This is a genomic window from Sphingopyxis sp. OPL5 (assembly GCF_003797775.2).
Taxonomy (GTDB): domain Bacteria; phylum Pseudomonadota; class Alphaproteobacteria; order Sphingomonadales; family Sphingomonadaceae; genus Sphingopyxis.
The window spans coordinates 236,493-256,176 of the sequence record NZ_CP060725.1 but is presented as its reverse complement, the minus strand read 5'-3'; the positions used below and the strand labels follow the sequence as shown (position 1 = coordinate 256,176).

Sequence of the window (19,684 nt, the reverse complement as noted above, 5' to 3'; positions counted from 1 at the left end):
TGCCATAATCGCACGCTATAGGCGGCCATACCGATAGCGAAAAGGCGCGGGCGTTTTTGCCCGTCCGTTGACGCATCGGAACACCCCATGGCTAATATCTCGACCAAAGCCGTCCGCATCATGGCGGAATATGAAAGCGACGGCATCTGGCATGTCCCATTCCTCCCTCGCGAAACGCTGGGCGGTTTCCGAATCAGCCCCGGCCTTTACGCCCGCCTGTAACGCTGGGTGGAGCGATATGCCGAACTGGAACACGCCGAAGGTTTGAGCAGCGATAGATCGCATCCTGGCTGGCCAGAGTTCGACCATGAAGGTTATTCCATCGCCTTCGCGGTTAAGGCGGAACTTCCCGAGTGGCGCGTTTATTATTCCGACGATGGCCTGCTTTTGGACGAGGCTTGCGTCGAGCGACGCTACCGTCTGGTTTATCCCGTCGAGATTCCCGACCATCTTAATTAGCGAACGCGCCCCCTTGGCGTCCGGCCGCGTGCGCTGCTAAGCCCGCGACACCAAGCGGGGAGTCCGGAATGCCGAGTTTGACATGGTTGACGCGCGACGAAGATTTGAAGCGCGCGGCTGCAGTTCCTTATCGCTTGCTGGAGGCCGACCCGGCGCTGTCGCACGGCGACCCTACGGCCGGAAACATGCTGATCCAAGGCGACAATCTGGACGCGCTTAAGGCACTGCTGCCCTATTACAAAGGGAGGGTGAAGTGTATCTATATCGATCCGCCATATAACACGCGGTCGGCGATCTCGATATTTTATGACGATAATCTAGAGCATTCCCAATGGTTAGGAATTATTTATCCGAGATTGATGATTCTAAAAGAGTTATTGTCCGATGACGGCTTAATCTTTATTCAGATCGATGATCACGAGCAGGCTTATCTAACTGTTGTGATGGATGAAGTTTTTGGTCGTTCGAATAGATTGAACACTATATCCGTAAAGATGTCAGAAGCCACGGGCGTTAAAATGTCTCACGTTACGAAAAGACTTCCCAAAATGAAGGAAGCGATACTCGTTTACAAGAATGGGGGATCGCCGAAAATTTCTCCAATTTCGATTCCGCTGAACGAGTGGAATGAAGAATATAAAGAGATAATTGAAGGTCTTTCAATTGATGAAGTTTCGGAATTAAAGGATCTTTTGCGACAAGAATCTGCAAATGAGAGCGATGTCGAGCGCGCGAATTTTATCGTTTCCAAGGCCAGTGTTCGCTCTCTTTCGCAGGTCCGAAAGGAGCTGGAGTTGGACGACGAATCGTTTCAGCGCTATCGCTGGGACAACGCTTGGCGCATCGTGCAGGCTGTCGGCGCAGGAAGTATAAAGTCGGCGGCAATAAAAAATAGGGTCGAGAGCCAACCTATAAGTTCCGTTTTGTCTGCAAGAAAGAAGCTATATATATTTAAAACCAATTTTAACGAAGAGAGTAGAGATCCAAGAATAAGATTCATATTTGCTGATTTCTATTTGACTTACAACCCGGGAGACTTTTGGACTGATATCAAGACGACCGGGGGAGTAGGTCAGGAAGGCGGCGTCGAGTTTCCTAACGGGAAGAAGCCTGAGCAGCTAATCCGTCGAATCATAAACTTATGCACGGCTAAGGGCGATCTTGTTTTGGATAGTTTCTTGGGTTCTGGCACGACTGCTGCCGTTGCTCAAAAGATGGCGCGCCGGTATATCGGAATTGAAATGGGTGATCACGCCCTGACGCATTGCGTGCCTCGATTGCGTAATGTTGTCGAAGGTGAACAGAGCGGCGTTTCTGAAATCGAAAATTGGAATGGTGGGGGAGGCTTTCAGTTCTTTCGGCTGGGGGACCCAATTTTCGACGAGTCGGGTCGAATCCGGTCGGGTATCAAATTTCCTGCGCTGGCGGCGCACGTCTGGTTCTCTGAAACCGGCATATCCTATCGGGGGCTCGCCGATAGCCCATTTTTGGGCACCCACGGCACTCGCGGCTTCGCTTTGCTCTACAATGGCATCTTGGGCGACAAGAGCGTGTCGGGGGGGAACGTACTAACCGGGGCCTTGCTCACGTCGATCCGCGCGGCCGCCGGACACGATGGGCCACTGACCATCTACGGCGAGATGAGCCGGATCGGCGACGCGCGACTGAAGGCCGCAGGCGTGACGTTCAAGCAAACCCCCTATGATGTGAAGGCGCGCTGAGATGGAACTGAAACGCTATCAGACGCGCGCGCTGGACGCCCTTCGCACCTTCCTGAGTGCGGCGAAAGTGAAGTCGCCCGCACTGGCCTATGCCGACGCCATCGCCGGGGCGGACCTCGGCAACTATGCGCTCGGTGGCTATACGCCGGTCGAGGGACTGGAGGCGGTGCCCTATTGTTGCCTTCGCCTGCCGACGGGCGGCGGCAAGACCTTGTTGGCGAGCCACGCTATCAAGGTCGCGGCCGATGCCTACTTAGACCGCGCGCGCGTCCCCGTGATCTGGCTGGTGCCGTCGAACACGATTCAGGCGCAGACGCTCGACGCGCTCAAACAGCCGCGCCATCCGTATCGCGTCGCGTTGGAAGAGGCGTTCGACGGCGCGGTCGCGGTGTTCGACATAAGCGAGCGGCGGCAAATCCGGCCGCAGGATTTTCTGGAAAAGACCGTCGTGGTCGTCGCGACCTATCAGGCGTTCCGGGTCGAGGACACGTCGAACCGCAACGTCTATGCAGACGACGAAAATCTGGAGGATCATTTCCGCGACGCGCGTCGGGGCGAAGGGCTGGACGTCGTGAACGACGGGCCGCGGTGCGGTGAGATCGCACTGTCCTTTGCCAATGTCCTGCATCGGCAGCGCCCACTGATGATCCTGGACGAAGCACACAATTTTATGACGGGCCTGTCGGGCGGAACCAAGGCCCGGCTCAATCCTTCGGCGATCGTCGAACTGACCGCGACGCCCAAACCCGGCTCCAATGTCATCGCCGTTGCGACCGCGATGGAATTGAAAGCGGAGGACATGATCAAGATGCCGGTGCATCTGTCGCAGCACGGAAGCTGGCAGCAAGCCGTCGCCCATGCGGTGCAGAATCGCGCGTGGCTCGCGCGGATCGCGGCGAACGATCCGGCCGGGATTCGGCCGATCGCGCTCTATCAGGCGATGCCCGCCGCCGAAGGCAATGAAGCGACGGTCGAGGTGTTGAAAGCGCACCTGATCGAACAGGAGCGCATTCCCGAAGAGGCAATCGTCGTTGCGACGGGCGATCAGCGCGGACTGGATGGCGTCAACCTGTTCGACCCCGCGTGCAGGATCGAGCATGTCATCACGGTGCAAGCGCTAAAGGAAGGCTGGGACTGTTCCTATGCCTATGTCTTTTGCTCGCTCGCCAGCATCCGGTCATCTGGCGCGGTCGAGCAATTGCTGGGCCGCGTCCTGCGAATGCCCTTTGCGACGCGCCGCGCGTCCGAAGAATTGAACCGCGCCTATGCCCATGTGTCCGAAATCAGCTTCGCGGCGGCGGCGAACGGATTGATGGACCGGCTGACCGAAATGGGGTTCGACGATCGCAGCGCGCGCGAGGCGATATTGGAAATGCCGCCTTCGTTCGATCTGGAGGGTGGTGACATAGGGCCGCTTTACCGCGTGCCCGAGCCGGTCAAGTTGACCGTGAACGAGCGGCCGGACACGAGCGATTGGAGCATGGCGGCGCGGCAGGCGCTGCGCATGGCCGACGACGGCGAAGGCAAGGTGCTCGCCGTGATCGACGCCCATGCCAGCGACGAGGTGAAGCGCGAGATCGGCAAGGCGATGGAAGCGATTGCGCCCGGTGCGGCCGAAGCGGTCGAGCGCAACATCGTCCAGACCGAAGCGGCAAAGTCACCGGCCGTGCGCGGTGTTCCCTTCGCCGTGCCGCAACTCGAAATCGAGGTGCAGGGCGAGCTTGATCTGGCCTATCCCGAATCCTTCGTCGATCTCGCGGGCTGGGACTTGTTGGCGCACGACGCGGAACTGCCCGGCTTCAGCATGACCGAACAGCCCGATAGCTATGAGTTTGATATCCGCGGCGACCGGCTGGTCTACAGCCATATGGCGACGACGCTGGAGCTGGCGCTGGATGGCGCGACCAATTGGGACGAAGCCGCGCTGGCGCGCTTTCTGGACCGCCAGACGCGGCAGGCGCATACGGGGCAGGCGACCTATCTGGAGTATTGCCGCCGCGTCGTGGTCGGGCTGGTGCAGGATCAGGGCATGGCGTTGGCGGCGTTGGTGCGCGGCAAATATGCGCTGAAGCGCGCCGTGCTGGCGCGTGTCGCCGAATTGCGGACATTGACGGCCAAACAGGGCGTGCAGCTCTTTCTAGGCGGCGTTGGCGTTCCGGCCAATCCGGTCGGGGCGCTGCACCATTTCGATCCGAACCGCTATGATGCGCGCAACCCGTATCAGGGCGGCTTCCGGTTCCGAAAGCACTATTATTCCGCGATCGGCGATCTCAAATCGCAGGGCGAGGAATTTGAGTGCGCGCAGGCGATCGACCGGCTCGACGCGGTGAAGCATTGGGTGCGCAACGTTGATCGGACCTATGGAGCCTATCGCCTGCCGACGTCGGGCAATTTCTTCTATCCCGACTTTATCGCCGAGTTGCACGACGGGCGGCAGTTGATCGTGGAATATAAGGGGCCGACCGATCCCGATGCGGCCGAAAAGAACAACATTGGGCTGAAGGCCGAAGAGACAAGTGGCGGGCGGCTACTGTTCCTGATGGCGGTCAAGCGCGATGCCGATGGCCGGGGCGTTACCGAGCAAATTTTGCACAAGATCGGCGCGGGGGTGTAAGCTCTATTGCACAGCATCAAGTTTGATTACCTTGCCTACTTTATTTTGGGTGCTTGCGGGAGGGCCGTAAATGAAAACAGATTCCATTGAAGTCGGTCGAGTGCTGCAAGACAGCCGCAAATTTACCGTCCCCATCTATCAGCGCCAATATGCTTGGAAAGAAGATCGACTTCAGCCGCTTTGGGATGACCTTGTATCGAAAGCCGACGAACTGCTGGAGGGGCCGCCGAAATTCCAACATTATATGGGCGCATTAATCCTCGCCCCCGGTTCCGATGGCTACAGCGTGGGGCGGATTTCCAGCGTGCAAGTGGTGGATGGCCAGCAACGGTTATCAACGTTCCAGCTCTTCTTGGCCGCGCTCCGTCATGTTGCGACGGAGTGGAAGCAAGACGGAATCGTGAAGGCGCTGGACGTTTACATTTTTAATGATGAGCGCAGTGCGGAACCGGACGCAACCCGTGCGGATCGGTTAAAGCTGGTGCCGACGCCCGCTGACCGATCAATTTTCCGAGACCTTATGACCGAATCTTTCGAAACAGTCCGGTCACGCCATTCGCACGCATTCTACAAGAACGGGAATATCATCAAAGGGCAGGCACCGCGTGCGCTGTTAGCGTATCTGTATTTCCGGGAAAAGATCGACCACTACGCCGCTTGGGGCGGGGTCAGCTTCGACGACGACGAACTAGACATTACGCAAGTGGTCGCCGCAATCACCAAGGACGATCCCTCGGCGCAGATGCGGTTGCAGGCTTTGGCTGACGCTCTTCTTATCCAGTTTAAGCTGGTGATCATCAATCTCGAAGAGGGAGACGATGCTCAGGTCATCTTCGAGACGTTGAATAGCCGGGGAGAACCGCTGCTGGCCATGGACCTCGTGCGGAACAATATTTTCCATCGGGCAGAAGCACAAGGCGAACAGGCCGAAGGACTGTTTGAAACGCGGTGGAAGCCATTCGACCAGCTTTTCTGGAAGGAGGATGCGCCACGCGCGAAGCCAAAGAGACCGCGGATTGATCATTTCCTAAGCTATGCTCTCACGGCCCAAACCGGCGAAGAAACGTCGCTGCGAGAGCTCTATGCCGAATACCGGGCTTATGCCCGGCCCAAGGGCAAGGCACGCTTTCCGACCGTTGGCGAAGAGCTAGATGCGTTGTTGCGCTTCAATCCGGTCTATGAGGCGTTAGAGAAGGGGATTGGCGACGCGGATGTGGCATGGCTGGGCCGCAAGCTAGCGACTTGGGAGGTCGCCACCGTTTATCCTCTGGTTTTCGCCACGGCAGTTGCCGAGATGGACGATGCTGAAAAGCGGGCGATCTACCGACTGATCTATTCCTATATCGTGAGGAGGGCGATCTGCAATTTGACCGCCAAGAACATGAACAAGAACTTCACCCGTATAGTCGCAATTTTCAACGAGAAGGGGGCGTCGTTAGAGACATTCCGGGCGTCATTCGTCGGGCAGTCTGGGCCCGCCGTGCGCTTCCCGGACGACGCGGAATTGCGAGAAGCAATCGCCAACCAACCGATTTATGACAATATCCTTCGTGCGGAACGCAAGATCGATATTTTGTGGGAGCTGGAAAAGGCCGTTCGGTCAAAATTTCAAGTGGACGACAAGCGACCAAGCTTCTTGTCCGTCGAGCACATTCTTCCTCAGGCGTGGACGAAGCATTGGCCGTTGCCGGACGGCCGGACCGTACCGGCAACCCGCATTCCGGCGGACGAAGAAATGGCGGTGGCAATGCGAAATCGAGATGCTCATCGGCATCGGCTTGGTAATCTCACACTTGTGACAACGCCGCTTAATTCCTCAATGCAAAATCAGGCCTTTGACGCGAAGCGCGAACGGCTAGGCAAATCGCTCATGGCGCTAAACACAGGTATTGCTGAATCGGCTGTGTGGGACGAAGCGGCGATTGCGCAGAGGGGAGATGAATTGGCCAAGCTGGCTGCTGATATTTGGCCTCACCCTTCCAGCGTCTAACCGTCAATCGCCCTCTGCGAATGCGTTTGGGGGCCATTTTGGGGGCCATTTCTAAATTGCATCCAACGGCAACGGCGTAAAACTGGGGTTTCTTAGGTGCTTTGCGGTTCCCGCTACCGTCCAGCCTCTCCCCGACACTGCTACCCAAAACCGATCGCCGGAACTTTTCCCGGGCGTCGTCGTTTAACCTGCGCACCCATTATTCAGATTATCGAGGCGCGGCCGTTGGTCGTTTCTCTCCGGCAAGGGCGTCATCGCGCTGCTTCGGAGGCTGGTGTGCGCGCCTATCACCGTGCAGTTTGTTGAGGAGACTTCCAATGTTCAAATGGGCTTTGATCTTCGCCGTGATCGCGCTGCTTGCCGCGGTTCTCGGTTTTGGCGGCATCGCCGGCGCGTCGGCCGGTATCGCCAAGATCCTGTTCTTCGTCGGCCTGGCGTTCGTTGCGCTGTTCGTGATCATGGGCGCATTCGCCGCAAAGAAGGTGGTGTAAAAAATTCGGCGCCGCCGGGAACCCATCGCGACCCGCGGCGTTTCATGGTTCTACTTGACCGAAAGTGAGAGTGGAAATTGGTTCTTGTCTTCGGACTGAACCTAGGGAGCCCCGCCGCAGAAATGCGACGGGGCTTACCTGTTTTAGGCGGTGCGTCAGGCCGGAAAGGCGGCGCGGACGCGGCGTTCGAGTACCGCGAGCGGCACCCGTCCGGCGCCCAGCACGACATCGTGAAAGCGCTTGATATCGTAACCCGGCCGGCCGGCGACCTCGTCGCGCACGCGGCTGATCGCGATCTGGCCGACCTTGTAGGCGCAGGCCTGCCCCGGATAAACGATATAGCGGTCGATCTCGGTCCGCGAGGCGGTCGGCGAGGTCGAGGAATTCTCGACCATATAGTCGATCGCCTGCTCGCGGCTCCACCCCATCGCGTGCAGCCCGGTGTCGACCACCAGCCGCGAGGCGCGAAAGGCGTAGGACGCCAGATAGCCGATCTTGCCGAGCGGGTCGTCGTCGTACATGCCGAGCTCGTCGGCGACCTGTTCGGCATAGAGACCCCAGCCTTCGCCATAGGCAGTCACCGACGAGGCCTGGCGGTAGAGCGGCAACTCGGCATCCTCATATTTCAGCGCGCCCTCGAACAAATGCCCCGGCGCGCCTTCGTGATAGGCGAGGGTCGGCAGCGTGTATCGTGGCCATTCGGCGGTATCGCGCAGGTTGATGAAGAAGATGCCCGGGCGCGAACCATCGGGGGTTCCCGCCTGCGCCGACCCGCCGGGCGCGCCGATCTCGATCTCGGGCGGGACGCGGCGGATTTCATAGGGCGCCTTGGGCATGCGGCTGAACACCTGCGGCAGCCGGCCGCGCACGGTGACGAGCAGGCCGTTCAGATAGGCGAGCATTTCGGCGCGGCCGGCGTCATCGTTGGCGAATAATTGCCCCTCGGCCTTGCCGAGCGCAGCGAGCCGGTCGCGGATGCTGCCCTCCTTATAGCCCTGTGCTTTCAGCAACGCGTCCATGCGCGATGTCAGGTTGGCCACCTGCTCGCGCCCGATACGGTGGATTTCTGCGGCGGTCAGGCTGGTCGTCGTATGCTGGGCGAGGGTCGCGGCATAATAGGCCTCGCCATCGGGCAGGCGCGCGACCCCCGCCGCGACGCCGGCGCGCGGAAGCAGCGCGGTGAGCGTCTCGATCTGCCGGGTCAGCGCGGCGCGGATCGGTCCTTCGAATGTTGCGGCGGCGCGATCGCCATAGCCGCCAAGCCCGATTTCGACGCTGCGCCGGGCGATCGACGCGACGAGGGTCTTGCCCGCGACATCGCCGTCGCGCAGCCGCGCGAGTTGCTGGAGCGCCTGGTCGAGGATGAAGCGCGGCGCGACGACCTTCATCGCGGCATTCGCCCTGACGATGTCGGTATCGGCATCGAGCAGGGCCGGGATCGCCGCGAGCCGCGCCATATAGGCGTCGGCGTCGGCCTGGTCCTTCACCGGGTGCTGGCTGTCCATGAAGGTGCTGACCCCGGTGTAGAAGCCGCCAAGCTGGGTGACACCATAGGGCCCGGGGCGATGCCCGAAGCCGCCGCTGTGATAGGTGAAGCGTGCGAGCCGCTGGCGCGCGGCGAGGTCGAATTCGGCGCTGTCGTGGGCGACGCGGGCGGTATCGCCGAGCGTATCAGCCGCGATCGCGCGAACCGCGGCAAGGTCGGTGTCGATGCGCCGTGCCTGCGCCGCGCGTCCGGCCGCCGACCAGTCGGGAAATTGCGCCCGCAGCGCGGCGCGGGCACCGGTGTCGAGGCCGAGCGACGTCGCGCGGGTCGGGTCGTCGCGCAGGCTTTGCTCGAATTGGGCGGAGAGCAACGCATCGAGCCGTGCATCGGCGCTGACGCTCTCCTTCGCGGCGACCGGCCCGGCGATGCCGGCGACGGCAAGGCCGCCGAGGCCGGCCAACAGGGTACGGCGATCGGGCGCGTAGTCGGTCATGCGATTCTCCTCCTGGATTTCGGCAAGCCTAGGGTCGGGGTCCGATCGCCGCAACCGTGGCGGCGCCCCGCGCTTGCGGCAGCATGAACCGCGCCGTCGTTCTGCGACACTTTGCGACAATTTTTCGCCAAACCGGCACGGTGCTGGGACAAGTGGCGCCTAGAAGGGTGTCATCGAGAGCCGGCCCCCTTCGGCTCCGCGACCCGAGGAGTTCGTTACGTGAGAAAGAAATTCACCCTTTTGACGCTGGGCGCCGCGCTGATCGCCGTGCCCGTTCTTGCCGCTCCGGGCATCGGCGCCAAGGCCGACGGCAATGCCACCGTGACCCGCGCCGAAGCGCAGGCCCGCGCAACCGAGATGTTCGCCAAGATGGATGCGAACAAGGACGGTAAGCTCGACGCCGCTGACCGCGCCGCAAAGCGCGCCGAAATGCAGGCGGCCGCCTTCGCCCGCTTCGACGCCAACAAGGACGGCAATATCAGCAAGGCCGAATGGGATCAGGCATCGGCCGATCGCGCCGCCAAGCGCGCCGAACGTGGCGAGAAGCGCGCCGAGGCCGGCGAACCCGGCAAGCGCGATGGTCACCGCATGGGCGGGCATCACGGCAAGCGTGGCGGCCATCATGGCGGTCCCGGTGGTCGCGGCGGCATGATGATGAAGGCCGACACCAATGGCGACAAGGCGATCAGCCAGGCCGAATTCCAGACCGCCGCGCTCGCCCGCTTCGACGCCGCCGACGCGAACAAGGACGGTCAGGTGACCGCCGAGGAACGCCAGGCACAGCGCGCCGCATGGAAGGCCAAGCGCGCCGCTCCGCCGGCGGCTCCCGCCGCCCAATAATCGGCAGCGGACCGGCGGCAACGGCAGGCTCTTCCCCCTCCCTGGCATTGCCTTTGCCGCTGGTCCCTGCCAGCTATCGCCCACCGGTCCCCCGACCGGTGGGCGAACCATTTGCAGGATCGATTTCGATGAGTGACAGCGACGCGCCGCGCATCCTGCTGATCGACGACGAACCGTCAATCCGCGAGCCGCTGACCGAATATCTGACCGCGCAGGGTTTTGCCGTTACCGACGCCGCCAATGCCGCCGAGGCGCGATCGGTGCTGCGCGCGAAGAGCATCGACCTCGTCGTCAGCGACATCATGATGCCGGGCGAGGACGGGCTGTCGCTGACCCGCCATCTGCGCGAGACGAGCAGCATTCCCGTCATCCTGCTGACCGCGCGCGCCGAGGATACCGAACGGATCATCGGCCTCGAGATCGGCGCCGACGATTATGTCGTCAAACCCTTCAACCCGCGCGAACTGGTCGCGCGCATCCGCACCGTGCTGCGCCGGACGCAGGCGGGCGGACGCACGCTCGACCCCGGCGGCACCGCCTTCGCTTTTGGTCCGTGGGTGCTGCGCGAAGTCGAACGCGTGCTGGTCGACGAGGCGGGCGAAGAGGTCGCGCTGTCGTCGGGCGAATATCATCTGCTCCACGCGCTGGTGCGTCATCCGCGGCAGGTGATGAGCCGCGACCGCCTGCTCGACCTCGTGCGCGGTCGCGAGGCCGATATCTTCGACCGCGCGATCGATAATCTGATCAGCCGGTTGCGCAAGAAGATCGAGGCGGACCCCGCCCATCCGCAGCTGGTCAAGACGGTGTGGGGCGGGGGCTATACGCTCGCCTGCGAGGTCAAGCGGCTGGGCGGCGCGGCGTGACATTGCGGCTGTGGCCCCGCAGCCTCGTCGGCCAGATGGTGTTCGCGGTCGCGGTGGCGCTGTTTGTCGCGCAGGCGATCAATTTCACGCTGCTCGCGCGCGGGCAGCGGCAACAGGTCTATGCCAATGGCGGCGGCATGGCGGTGGCGCGCATCATCGACGCGCTCGAACGCGACCGGCGCGGCGCGATGGCCGATCCCGACGAAGGCCTGCCCGGCCGGTCCCCTGAAAAGCGCCATCCGCGGCTGCAGGTCCGCGATACGCCATTCGCGCCGCCGCCGCGCGCGCGCGTCGACGCCGACCTCGCGGCGCATGTCGCGGCGCAACTGGATGAGGCGGGTCTCGACGCCGAACAGGTTCACGCCTGGGTGCTGCCGGAACGGCACAAGACCGAAAAGATGCGCGGTCCCGCGCGCACCGCGATCGTCTCGGCCAAGATCGGCGGGCGTTATGTCGTGGTGCGCAGTTGGCTACCCGCCGAGGGCAAAAGGCTGCAGGGCTTCCTGATCTGGCAGACGCTGTTGCTCTATGTGCTGATCCTCGTTCCCATATTGCTGATCGCGTGGCGCGCGGCGTGGCCGCTGCGCACACTGACGCAGGCGGTGCGGCGCGACCCGATGGGCGATGGTCCGCCGCTGATCGAGCAAGGGCCGTCGGACGTGCGCGACGTGATCGGCGCCTTCAACGCCTCGCGGGCGCGGATCGGGACGATGCTCGCCGACAAGGACCGGATGCTCGGCGCGGTCGGGCACGACCTGCGCACCCCGCTTGCCAGCTTGCGCGTGCGGGTCGAGGCGGTCGCGGACGAGAAACTGCGCGACAAGATGATCGCGACGATCGACGAAATGACCGCGATGCTCGCCGATATCCTCGCGGTCGCGCGCAGCGGCGCGGGCAAGGAGGCGGCGGAGCGCTATGATGTCGCGACCCTGCTCGCGCAGATGGGCGAGGAATATCGCGTGATGGGCAAGCCGGTGACGGGCCCCGATGCGCTGCCGCCACTGCCGCCACTGAGCGGCCGGCCGCTGCTGGTGCGGCGCGCGCTGCGCAACCTGATCGACAATGCGCTCGCTTATGCGGGCAGCGCGACCCTGCTGGTCGAGCAAAGCGGCGGCGAACTGCGGCTGGTCGTGCGCGACGAGGGTCCGGGCATCGCCCCGGCGCTGATCGCCGACCTCGTCGAACCCTTTGCGCGCGGCGAGGCGTCGCGTAATCGCGCGACGGGAGGCGCGGGGCTGGGCCTCGCGATCGCCAACGCGCTGGCCGAAGGCGAGGGCGGGCGGCTGGTGATCGCCAACCGCGACGATACGTCGGGGCTGGACGCGGCGATCGTGCTGCCGGTTTAACCGTCGCCCCCGCGCAGGCGGGGGCCGCAGTCCGCCTGGAGCAGCGACCGAGGGCATAAAACGACGGCGGCCCCCGCCTGCGCGGGGGCGACGTTCGTTATGCGTAGATCGCGATCCCCTGGCTGCCGCTCATCACCGGTTCGCCGGCGCGGTTCCAGATCATCATGTCCTGCACCGAAAAGCCACCGCGCGCGAAGCCGGTCTTTGCCGACAGCAGCCACCAGCCGTCGTCGGTTTCGAGCTTGCCGGTCAGCATGTTGACCGTCCAGTTCATCGAACTGATCGGGCCGAACTCGGTGAACAAGGCCATCGCGGCAGGGGGCAGGGCGTCGCCCATCGCGAGCAGCGCGACCGCGGGATGGCATTCCGGCTCCTCGACGAAGCGCACCCAGGTCAGATAGTCGCCGACGTCGCTTTTCCAGTCGAAACGCGGACCGGTCGTCGGACGCATGTCGAAATGGCGCACGAAGCTGGGGCGTGCCTTGTGGTCGGGCACCGGCTGCAGGCTCTCGGGGGCTGGCGCGTCGGGCATCGTCAGGCTGTTGTGGTCGAGGTGGCTTGGCCGGTCGCCCGAGAAAGCGAAGGTCGCGGCGGTGCCGAAGCCCATGTCGCTCGACACCCCGGCATCGACGAACAGCGAGGATTTCGACTGGCGCAGCACGCGCGTGGCGACGGTGCAATCGCCGCCGACCGGGCCGACGAAGCTGATCTGCGCATAACGCAGCGGGGTGTCGGTGGGGTGCAGCGCCATCGCGCCCGCGAGCGCGACCGCCGAGCTGATCCCGCCATAGGCGGTGCGGCCCTGCATCCAGCCATCGTCGATATGCGCCCTGGCCACGCCCTCTTCGGTACGCAGCGTCGAAAGCAGCGCGTCGAGCGCGCTGGGAGAGGTCGTCATCCTGGTCTTATTCCTCGATTTGGAAGGTCAGTCCGGCGTTGGCGGTCAGCCGGTCGATCAGCGCCTCGCCGAGCAAGGCCCCGGGGGTCCACACCCCGCCGTCGCCCTTGTTCGCGAGCAACGCCATGCCGGTTTCGGCAAGCATCTTCGACGTCGAGCCGTAACCGGGATCGCGGTCGCCCTGCACCGAAGCACGAATGCTCGTCCCGTCGGGATATTCGCCGACGAACAATATGTCGTAGAAGCCGTTCTCGCGCTCGTCCTTGCTCGGCCCCTCGCCGGGCTTGAGCTTGGATTCGCCAAACGGGTTCGCCTTGGCGATCGCCTCGGCCATCGCTTTTCCGGCATCGCCGATCGTCGTCATCATCATCTCGTCATAGACGAGGTCGGCGCCCCATTTATGGCCGAGCAGGAAATTGGTGCGGTGGACATTCTTGGTGTTGATCGTCGCCATCACGAAGGGCGCGGTCCAGGTGCCGGTCGCGCCGTCATACTCCGGAATCAATCCACTCGGCTGCGACGGCCCCTCGAAACCGGGTGTGAGCGCGAAGGAGGATTTGAGCAGCAGGGCGAGCGACGGCTTTTTCGCAATCGCCTTCAGCGTTTCGGTCAGGCTGGCGATCGTGCCGCCCGACGCGCCGCCCGCCATCTTGCGGACCCGGCCCTTGACTCGCGGGGCGGGTTGGCCGTGGCGCTTCACCGCTTCGGCCTGCAGGAACAGCACGCCGAGGTCGAAAGGAATGCTATCGAAACCGCAGCTGAAGGTGATGCGCGCGCCCGACGCCTTGGCGGCGTCCTGATGCGCGTCGATCATCTCGCGCATCCAGCCGGGTTCGCCGCACAAATCGGCATAGGCGGTGCCCGCCTTGACGCACGCCGCGACGACGTCGCTCCCGTAAAGCTGGTACGGGCCAACCGTGGTCAGCACGACCGACGCTCGCGCCGCCATCGCGTCGAGGCTGGCGAGGTCGTCCGCGTCGGCAACGACCAGCGGTGTGTCCTTGGGCGCGCCGATCAGGTCGCGGACCTCGGCCAGCTTGTCGGCGCTGCGCCCCGCCATCGCCCATTTGGGGGCATCGGCGCGGCCGCCATAATGCTGCACCAGATATTCGGCGACGAGGCGGCCGGTAAAGCCGGTCGCGCCATAGACGATGATGTCGAACTCGCGTCCGCTGGCCATGGCAAACCTCCCTTTACGTAAACGTTAAGTGGAAGCTAGCGCAGGCCGACCGCCTTGCCAAGCGCGAAGCGGGTCAGCGCCGCCAGAACGGGCGCTTCTCCACGACCACCGGGGCGCCGACGGCTTCGGCGCGGCCCTCGGCGCGCGCGGCGCGCAATTCGGCTTCGGTCAGGCGCGCTTCGGCATTGTGGCGCGCGAGTTCGTCGCGGCGGCGCTGGCGCAGCGCGTCATAGCTCCAACGCGTATGGCCATAACCGAACAGGCAGAGCAGCCCGCCCGCGATCGCCAGATTCTTCATTGCCGCCATCGCCTGCATCGGATCGGTGAATTCGCGGTGGAAAAAGAGGATGGTGAGCAGCACGAAACCCGCGAGCAGGATCGAAACCAGCCGCGTCGCGATGCCGAGCGCGATGCACACGCCCGCGATCAGTTCGAACAGGCCGGTCGGGATCGCGAGCCCGCCGGGCAGGCCTGCGGCCGAAATCATGGCGTTGGTATCGGCGACGTGGATCAGTTTGTTGATCCCCGACACCACGAAAATCACGGCAATGAACAGGCGGCCGATAAAGACGGCGATCATGGACATGGGTCATCCTCCACTCAGCGCCCCGTCCGCTTGTGCAGACAGGACGCGCGGGAGGCGGGGAGGTTCCGCCGCGAGGGCGGGAGGCTCAGCTCAGGTCGTAGATGATGTCGTCGACATCGCCGTTCCGCTCTCCGCTTCCCCCTCGGGTGCGGCGCGCGGGCACGATGCTGCGCAGGCGCGGCACCGACCAATGCTTGCGGTCGCGGTTCGCCTCGTCGGCATTGTGAGCATTGTGATCGATCATTGTCATGAACCCCTCCAGAACCGGGCGAATATGCGGGATCGGACTTTTATGGTCAAGGAAGGGGCGTCAGCGTCAAATCGTTGATTTCGCAGTCGTCACAAGCGGTGGCGCGCAGGCCGAGGGCATGGCTGCCGGGTTGTAGTGCGATATCGGGCAAGGCGATCGTCGCCCAGTCCCGCCCCGCCGGGACCGCGATCTCGCGGTCGCCCAGCATGACCGTACCGCCCTTGGCCGAGCGCGCGCGGATCATCACGCTGCGGCGTCCGGCGGCGGCCGCGTCGAGGCTGTAGCGCATCCATTCGCCGGTGACGAAGTCGCCGACATAGGGGCTGCCGTCGGCGTCGCGCGCGATGTCCACGCCGTCGTTGCGATAGGTTGTGCCATTGTTCCAGGGGGTGCGTTCGCCGCCGGTCGCCACATGATAATTGGCATCGACGCTGTCGCGATAGGCAACGCCTGCCGGACCCAGGTCATAATCGACCGCGCGGATGGTGAGCGGCGCACCGTCCAGCCGCCGCGCGGTGAAGGGCCTTGCGCTGGCATCGTGCGGCTGGCGGATCATCGCGTCGATGACATCGGGATGCGCGATATTGTTTTCGAAGCGCGTGTTTTCGGCCAGCCGCATCATCGCGGCAAAGGCCTCGTCGGCGCCGGGTTTCGGCCCCTTGCCGGTCGCCCAGGCAGTGATCTTCATCCAGCCGTCGCCGGCGACGATCTCGAGCGGCTGGTTGAAGCCGATCTTCTTGAGCGGCCAGAAATTCCAGCCAATGCCTTCGCCCTCGACGAGGCGGATCGCGTCGCGAAACCAGACATTGCTGTTCTCGCCCGACTCGCCGAGCCACACCGGCCTGCCATAGCTCTGACGCAGCTTGACGATGTCGGCGATGCTCGCCCCGTCGTTGTTGTTCCAATATTTGTGGAAGCTCAGCACCAAATTGGCGTCCCATGCCGCGGGCAGGCCCTTGTAGTTGTTCCCCCAGCAATTGCCCTCGACGATCACGATATGCTTCTGGTCGACGCCGCGGATCGCGGCGGTGATCCGCTGCTGCAGGTCCCACACCGCCCTGTTTTCGGTCTCGTCGCAGCCATTGCCCTTGCCCGGCGTTGCGAAGCTCCAGTTCGGCTCGTTGATCAGGTCATAGCCGCCGATCCATGGCTCGCCGGCATAGCGCGCCGCGAGTTTGGTCCACAGCGCGACTGTCTTGCGCTGGTTCTCTTCGCTCTCCCACAGCGAAGGCTTCGCCGGATCGCGGTCGGAAATCGCAAGGTCATTGCCTTGCCCGCCGGGCGCGGCGTGGAGGTCGAGGATCAGGTAAATGCGGTTCGCCTTGCTCCATGCGAGCAGGCGGTCGATGCGCTGGAAGCCCTCCTCGTGCCAGGTATCGACCCCGGCCTGCGGTTCCTTGTCCACCGGCAGGGTCAACTGGTCGAAATGGATCGGCAGGCGCACCGAGTTGAAGCCCCATGTCGCCATTTGCGCGATGTCGGGCTCGGTCGTATGGTTGTCGAGCCACGCTCGGTAGAATTCCGCCGTCCGCTCCTCGCCGACCAGTTCGACGAGCTTGGCGCGGATCCGGTGCTGCTGCCCGACCTCGCCGAGCTTGAGCATATAGCCCTCCTGCAGCATCCAGCCGCCGAGCCCCATGCCGCGCAGGATGACGGGCTCGCCGCTGCCATCGACGATCTGCGTGCCCTCGACCTTCAGATAACCCCCGGCATGGACCGAGGTGGAGGAAAACAGCGCGGCAAGCGCCAATGCGACCGACCCGAATTTCATGATGGCATCCCCGTTTATGATTTATGGGAACGTTATCAAATTTTGATGAGAGGGCAATGATCGGTTTCTAAACCCCGTCATTGCGAGCGAAGCGAAGCAATCCAGGGCGGTTACCGCGACTCTGGATTGCCGCTTCGCCTTCGGCTCCTCGCAAGGACGATGCTGGTTAAAGCTTCGGCAGCGTGACGCCCTTTTGCCCCATATATTTGCCCGCGCGGTCGGCGTAGCTGATCTCGCACGGCTCGTTGCCCTGCAGAAACAGGAACTGGCACGCGCCCTCATTGGCATAGATTTTGGCGGGCAGGGGGGTGGTGTTCGAAAATTCCAGCGTCACATGGCCTTCCCAGCCGGGTTCGAGCGGGGTGACGTTGACGATGATGCCGCAGCGCGCATAGGTCGACTTGCCGAGGCAGATCACCAGCACGTCGCGCGGGATGCGGAAATATTCGACCGTGCGCGCCAAGGCAAAACTGTTCGGCGGGATGATGCAGACGTCGGTTTCGCGGTCGACGAAATTCTTGGGGTCGAAATTCTTGGGGTCGACGATCGTGCTGTCGACATTGGTGAAGATCTTGAATTCGGGCGCGACGCGCGCGTCATAGCCATAGGACGAGAGGCCGTAACTGATGCACCCGTCGCGGCGCTGCGCCTCGACGAACGGTTCGATCATGCCCTGCGTTTGGGCGGCTTCGCGAATCCAGCGGTCGGAAAGAATGGCCATGCCGCCGTCATGTCGGCGCGGGCGGATTCGCGCAAGCGGTCAGTCGCGAACGAAGCCGAGATCCTTGGGTCCGAAACTGTGCGGTAGCAATTCGCTGAGCCTGTAGCTCGCGACCGTCGAACCGTCGCCCGACGCGCAATGGACGGCGATGTCGGTCTGCGACTGTTCGGCGGCCTCGTTCAGGATCTGGCGGCAGCGTCCGCACGGATGCACCGGATCGCTGCCGAGCAGCGCGTCGCCATCGGGCCGCCCGCCGATGATCGCGACCGCGACGAGCTCGCCGATCCAGCCTTCGTTGGCGATCTTGGCGATCGCCGAGGTTTCGGCGCAGAGCGTCAGGCCATAGCTGGCATTTTCGACATTGGCACCGGTCACCAGGCTGCCGTCCTTGAGCAGCAGCGCGGCGCCGACATGAAAGCCCGAATAGGGCGCATAGGCCCGGCTCGCGGCATCGCGCGCCGCATCGATCAGCGCCTCGACCGTCTCGTCGCTCATTGGATATCTCCGTCGGGGCGCACGACGTTCCAGCCGACGGTGCCGTCGGCGCCCGCAATGCGCATATAGTCGTTCGCCTGCCACATCGCCCAGGGGTGCGCGCCATAATCGGGCGCGAAGAAGTCGCGGCGCAGCCAGGCGGTCCGCGCGATGCCGCTGGTGACGCGGTAATCGGCCTCGAACGCCGGACTGGGCGCGACGAGGCTCGGCTTGCCCATATGCGCCTCGATCTGCGCGAGGAAGGTGGCGAGTTCGCTCAGCAGCAGCGCGCGGGTCGGCCGATCGGGGCAGCGGTCGTCATAGTCGAGCCATACCGCCGCGGGCAGCGCGTCGGCGCGGCGCGGGACATGGCGGATGAAATTCGCCGCCTGATCGGTGGCGAGGCGGCAGAGGTCGTAGCGGTGGATCGGACCGAACTGGACCCCCGCCGCCGCCGCGCCCTTGATGTTGCGCGCAAACATCGGGTCGGCGCGGTCGGCGCCGCCGGTCGCGGCGATATAGGCGAAATCGGCGCCCGCGGCCTTGATCGACCCCCATTGGACCGAACCGTTCGATGCGTCGATCGTCACCCCCTGCCAGGGATATTGATCGCGCGCCGGCGCCCAGCGCGCGGCCCACCACAAGGCGAGGCCGACGCCGAGCAGGATCAGCAGCAGCGCCGCGCCGGTGCGCTTCAGCAGGCGCAGCAGCGCGCCGCGCCAGTCGCGCTTCGGCCTGGCCGGACCTTTCCCGCCGCTCTTGATCGCCCTCGTCGCCATCGTCAGCCCTTGATATGCAGCACGCAGATCAGCGTGAACAGCCGCCGCGCGGTGTCGAAATCGACCGCGATCTTGCCGTCGAGCCGGTCCATCAGCATTTCGGCGGCCTCATTATGCAGCCCGCGCCGCGCCATGTCGACGGTCTCGATCTGCTGCGCGGTCGAGGTCTTGATCGCCTGATAGTATGAATCGCAAATGGCGAAATAGTCGCGGATCGGGCGGCGAAAACGCCCGAGGCCCAATATGATCGCCTCGAGCGGCGAATGGTCCTCGCGTGCGATTTCGAAGATCAGCCGGCCTTCCTCGACGCGCAGGGTCAGCCGGTACGGGCCGGCATAGCCGTCGGCGTGGCCGCGCTGGGGCACGAACTTATTGTCCTCGATCAGGTCGAAGATCGCGACGCGCCGCTCCTGCTCGACATCGGCGTTGCGCCAGACGATCGAGCCTTCGTCGAGGTCGATCGAGATGATGCGCTGTCGGGAAGGGTCGGCGTCGGTCATGCTGTCGGTGCTTCTACTTGGCCGGGCATGAAGGGCAAGAGGACATCCGCCATGCGCTCCACATCCCCGTTCGTGTCGAGCGAAGTCGAGACACCCATAAGGAGCGCGTGCCTTCACGCGTCTCGACTTCGCTCGACACAAGCGGGAGGGGGTTTCCAGACTTATCCCCAAGGCGCCCCACAGCTCTGTCGAAGTGCAAAGCAAGACCGGTTGCGCCCGCCG

The 19,684-nt window shown here is 63.5% G+C and carries 19 protein-coding genes; 9 read left to right on the top strand and 10 right to left on the bottom strand.

What is annotated here, in order from left to right; all coding sequences use genetic code 11:
• Positions 1 to 87 precede the first annotated feature (87 nt).
• The 6 genes from EEB18_RS22615 (at position 88) to EEB18_RS01150 (ending at position 7,275) form a co-directional block, all read left to right on the top strand.
• A complete protein-coding gene (locus EEB18_RS22615) occupies positions 88 to 222 on the top strand; it encodes a hypothetical protein (RefSeq protein WP_262408057.1) in 135 nt (44 codons plus the stop codon).
• Positions 223 to 228: 6 nt separating this feature from the next.
• Positions 229 to 459: a hypothetical protein gene (locus EEB18_RS01170; RefSeq protein ID WP_187669057.1), complete on the top strand. Its 231-nt coding sequence runs from the start codon at positions 229 to 231 to the stop codon at positions 457 to 459.
• A gap of 68 nt (positions 460 to 527) precedes the next feature.
• Positions 528 to 2,180, top strand: coding sequence for a site-specific DNA-methyltransferase (locus tag EEB18_RS01165; RefSeq protein ID WP_187141469.1), 1,653 nt, complete (start codon positions 528 to 530; stop codon positions 2,178 to 2,180).
• A gap of 1 nt (position 2,181) precedes the next feature.
• Positions 2,182 to 4,794, top strand: a complete 2,613-nt coding sequence (locus EEB18_RS01160; RefSeq protein ID WP_187141470.1) for a DEAD/DEAH box helicase — start codon at positions 2,182 to 2,184, stop codon at positions 4,792 to 4,794.
• A gap of 70 nt (positions 4,795 to 4,864) precedes the next feature.
• Positions 4,865 to 6,784, top strand: coding sequence for a DUF262 domain-containing protein (locus tag EEB18_RS01155; protein WP_187141471.1), 1,920 nt, complete (start codon positions 4,865 to 4,867; stop codon positions 6,782 to 6,784).
• Positions 6,785 to 7,101: 317 nt separating this feature from the next.
• Positions 7,102 to 7,275, top strand: a complete 174-nt coding sequence (locus EEB18_RS01150) for a DUF1328 domain-containing protein (RefSeq protein WP_082545186.1) — start codon at positions 7,102 to 7,104, stop codon at positions 7,273 to 7,275.
• A gap of 155 nt (positions 7,276 to 7,430) precedes the next feature.
• On the opposite strand, the gene EEB18_RS01145 is transcribed toward EEB18_RS01150, so the two are convergent.
• A complete protein-coding gene (locus EEB18_RS01145) occupies positions 7,431 to 9,254 on the bottom strand; it encodes a DUF885 domain-containing protein (protein ID WP_187141472.1) in 1,824 nt (607 codons plus the stop codon).
• Between the two features lie 219 nt (positions 9,255 to 9,473).
• Between EEB18_RS01145 and EEB18_RS01140 the strand changes: the two genes are divergently transcribed.
• From EEB18_RS01140 to EEB18_RS01130, 3 genes are all read left to right on the top strand, one after another.
• Positions 9,474 to 10,094: a hypothetical protein gene (locus tag EEB18_RS01140; protein WP_056350546.1), complete on the top strand. Its 621-nt coding sequence runs from the start codon at positions 9,474 to 9,476 to the stop codon at positions 10,092 to 10,094.
• A gap of 128 nt (positions 10,095 to 10,222) precedes the next feature.
• Positions 10,223 to 10,957 carry a response regulator gene (locus EEB18_RS01135; RefSeq protein WP_056350548.1) on the top strand — a complete coding sequence of 245 codons (735 nt, stop codon included), beginning with the start codon at positions 10,223 to 10,225 and terminating at the stop codon, positions 10,955 to 10,957.
• Positions 10,954 to 12,303, top strand: a complete 1,350-nt coding sequence (locus tag EEB18_RS01130) for a sensor histidine kinase (RefSeq protein ID WP_187141473.1) — start codon at positions 10,954 to 10,956, stop codon at positions 12,301 to 12,303. The genes EEB18_RS01135 and EEB18_RS01130 overlap by 4 nt, the downstream gene beginning before the upstream one ends.
• Before the next feature lie 97 nt (positions 12,304 to 12,400).
• Here the strand turns inward: EEB18_RS01130 and EEB18_RS01125 are convergent, their stop codons facing one another.
• From EEB18_RS01125 to EEB18_RS01085, 9 genes are all read right to left on the bottom strand, one after another.
• On the bottom strand, positions 12,401 to 13,201 hold the full coding sequence (locus EEB18_RS01125; protein WP_187141474.1) for an acyl-CoA thioesterase: 801 nt from the start codon (positions 13,199 to 13,201) through the stop codon (positions 12,401 to 12,403).
• A gap of 7 nt (positions 13,202 to 13,208) precedes the next feature.
• Complete coding sequence (locus tag EEB18_RS01120) at positions 13,209 to 14,381, bottom strand: saccharopine dehydrogenase family protein (protein WP_187141475.1); 1,173 nt, start codon at positions 14,379 to 14,381, stop codon at positions 13,209 to 13,211.
• A gap of 73 nt (positions 14,382 to 14,454) precedes the next feature.
• Positions 14,455 to 14,967, bottom strand: coding sequence for a DoxX family protein (locus EEB18_RS01115; RefSeq protein ID WP_187141476.1), 513 nt, complete (start codon positions 14,965 to 14,967; stop codon positions 14,455 to 14,457).
• Positions 14,968 to 15,052: 85 nt separating this feature from the next.
• Entirely contained in the window at positions 15,053 to 15,217 is a 165-nt protein-coding gene (locus tag EEB18_RS01110; RefSeq protein WP_187141477.1) for a hypothetical protein, read from the bottom strand.
• A gap of 46 nt (positions 15,218 to 15,263) precedes the next feature.
• Positions 15,264 to 16,988 (bottom strand): cellulase family glycosylhydrolase, encoded by a 1,725-nt coding sequence (locus EEB18_RS01105; protein WP_187141478.1) that lies wholly within the window; start codon positions 16,986 to 16,988, stop codon positions 15,264 to 15,266.
• Between the two features lie 166 nt (positions 16,989 to 17,154).
• A complete protein-coding gene (gene dcd / locus EEB18_RS01100; protein ID WP_187141479.1) occupies positions 17,155 to 17,709 on the bottom strand; it encodes a dCTP deaminase in 555 nt (184 codons plus the stop codon).
• Between the two features lie 39 nt (positions 17,710 to 17,748).
• Complete coding sequence (locus EEB18_RS01095; RefSeq protein WP_187141480.1) at positions 17,749 to 18,204, bottom strand: cytidine deaminase; 456 nt, start codon at positions 18,202 to 18,204, stop codon at positions 17,749 to 17,751.
• Positions 18,201 to 18,962: a glycoside hydrolase family 25 protein gene (locus EEB18_RS01090; protein WP_056350563.1), complete on the bottom strand. Its 762-nt coding sequence runs from the start codon at positions 18,960 to 18,962 to the stop codon at positions 18,201 to 18,203. Before EEB18_RS01090 ends, EEB18_RS01095 begins: the two co-directional genes overlap by 4 nt.
• Before the next feature lie 2 nt (positions 18,963 to 18,964).
• Positions 18,965 to 19,462, bottom strand: coding sequence for a UPF0262 family protein (locus EEB18_RS01085; RefSeq protein ID WP_187141481.1), 498 nt, complete (start codon positions 19,460 to 19,462; stop codon positions 18,965 to 18,967).
• Between the last annotated feature and the right edge of the window lie 222 nt (positions 19,463 to 19,684).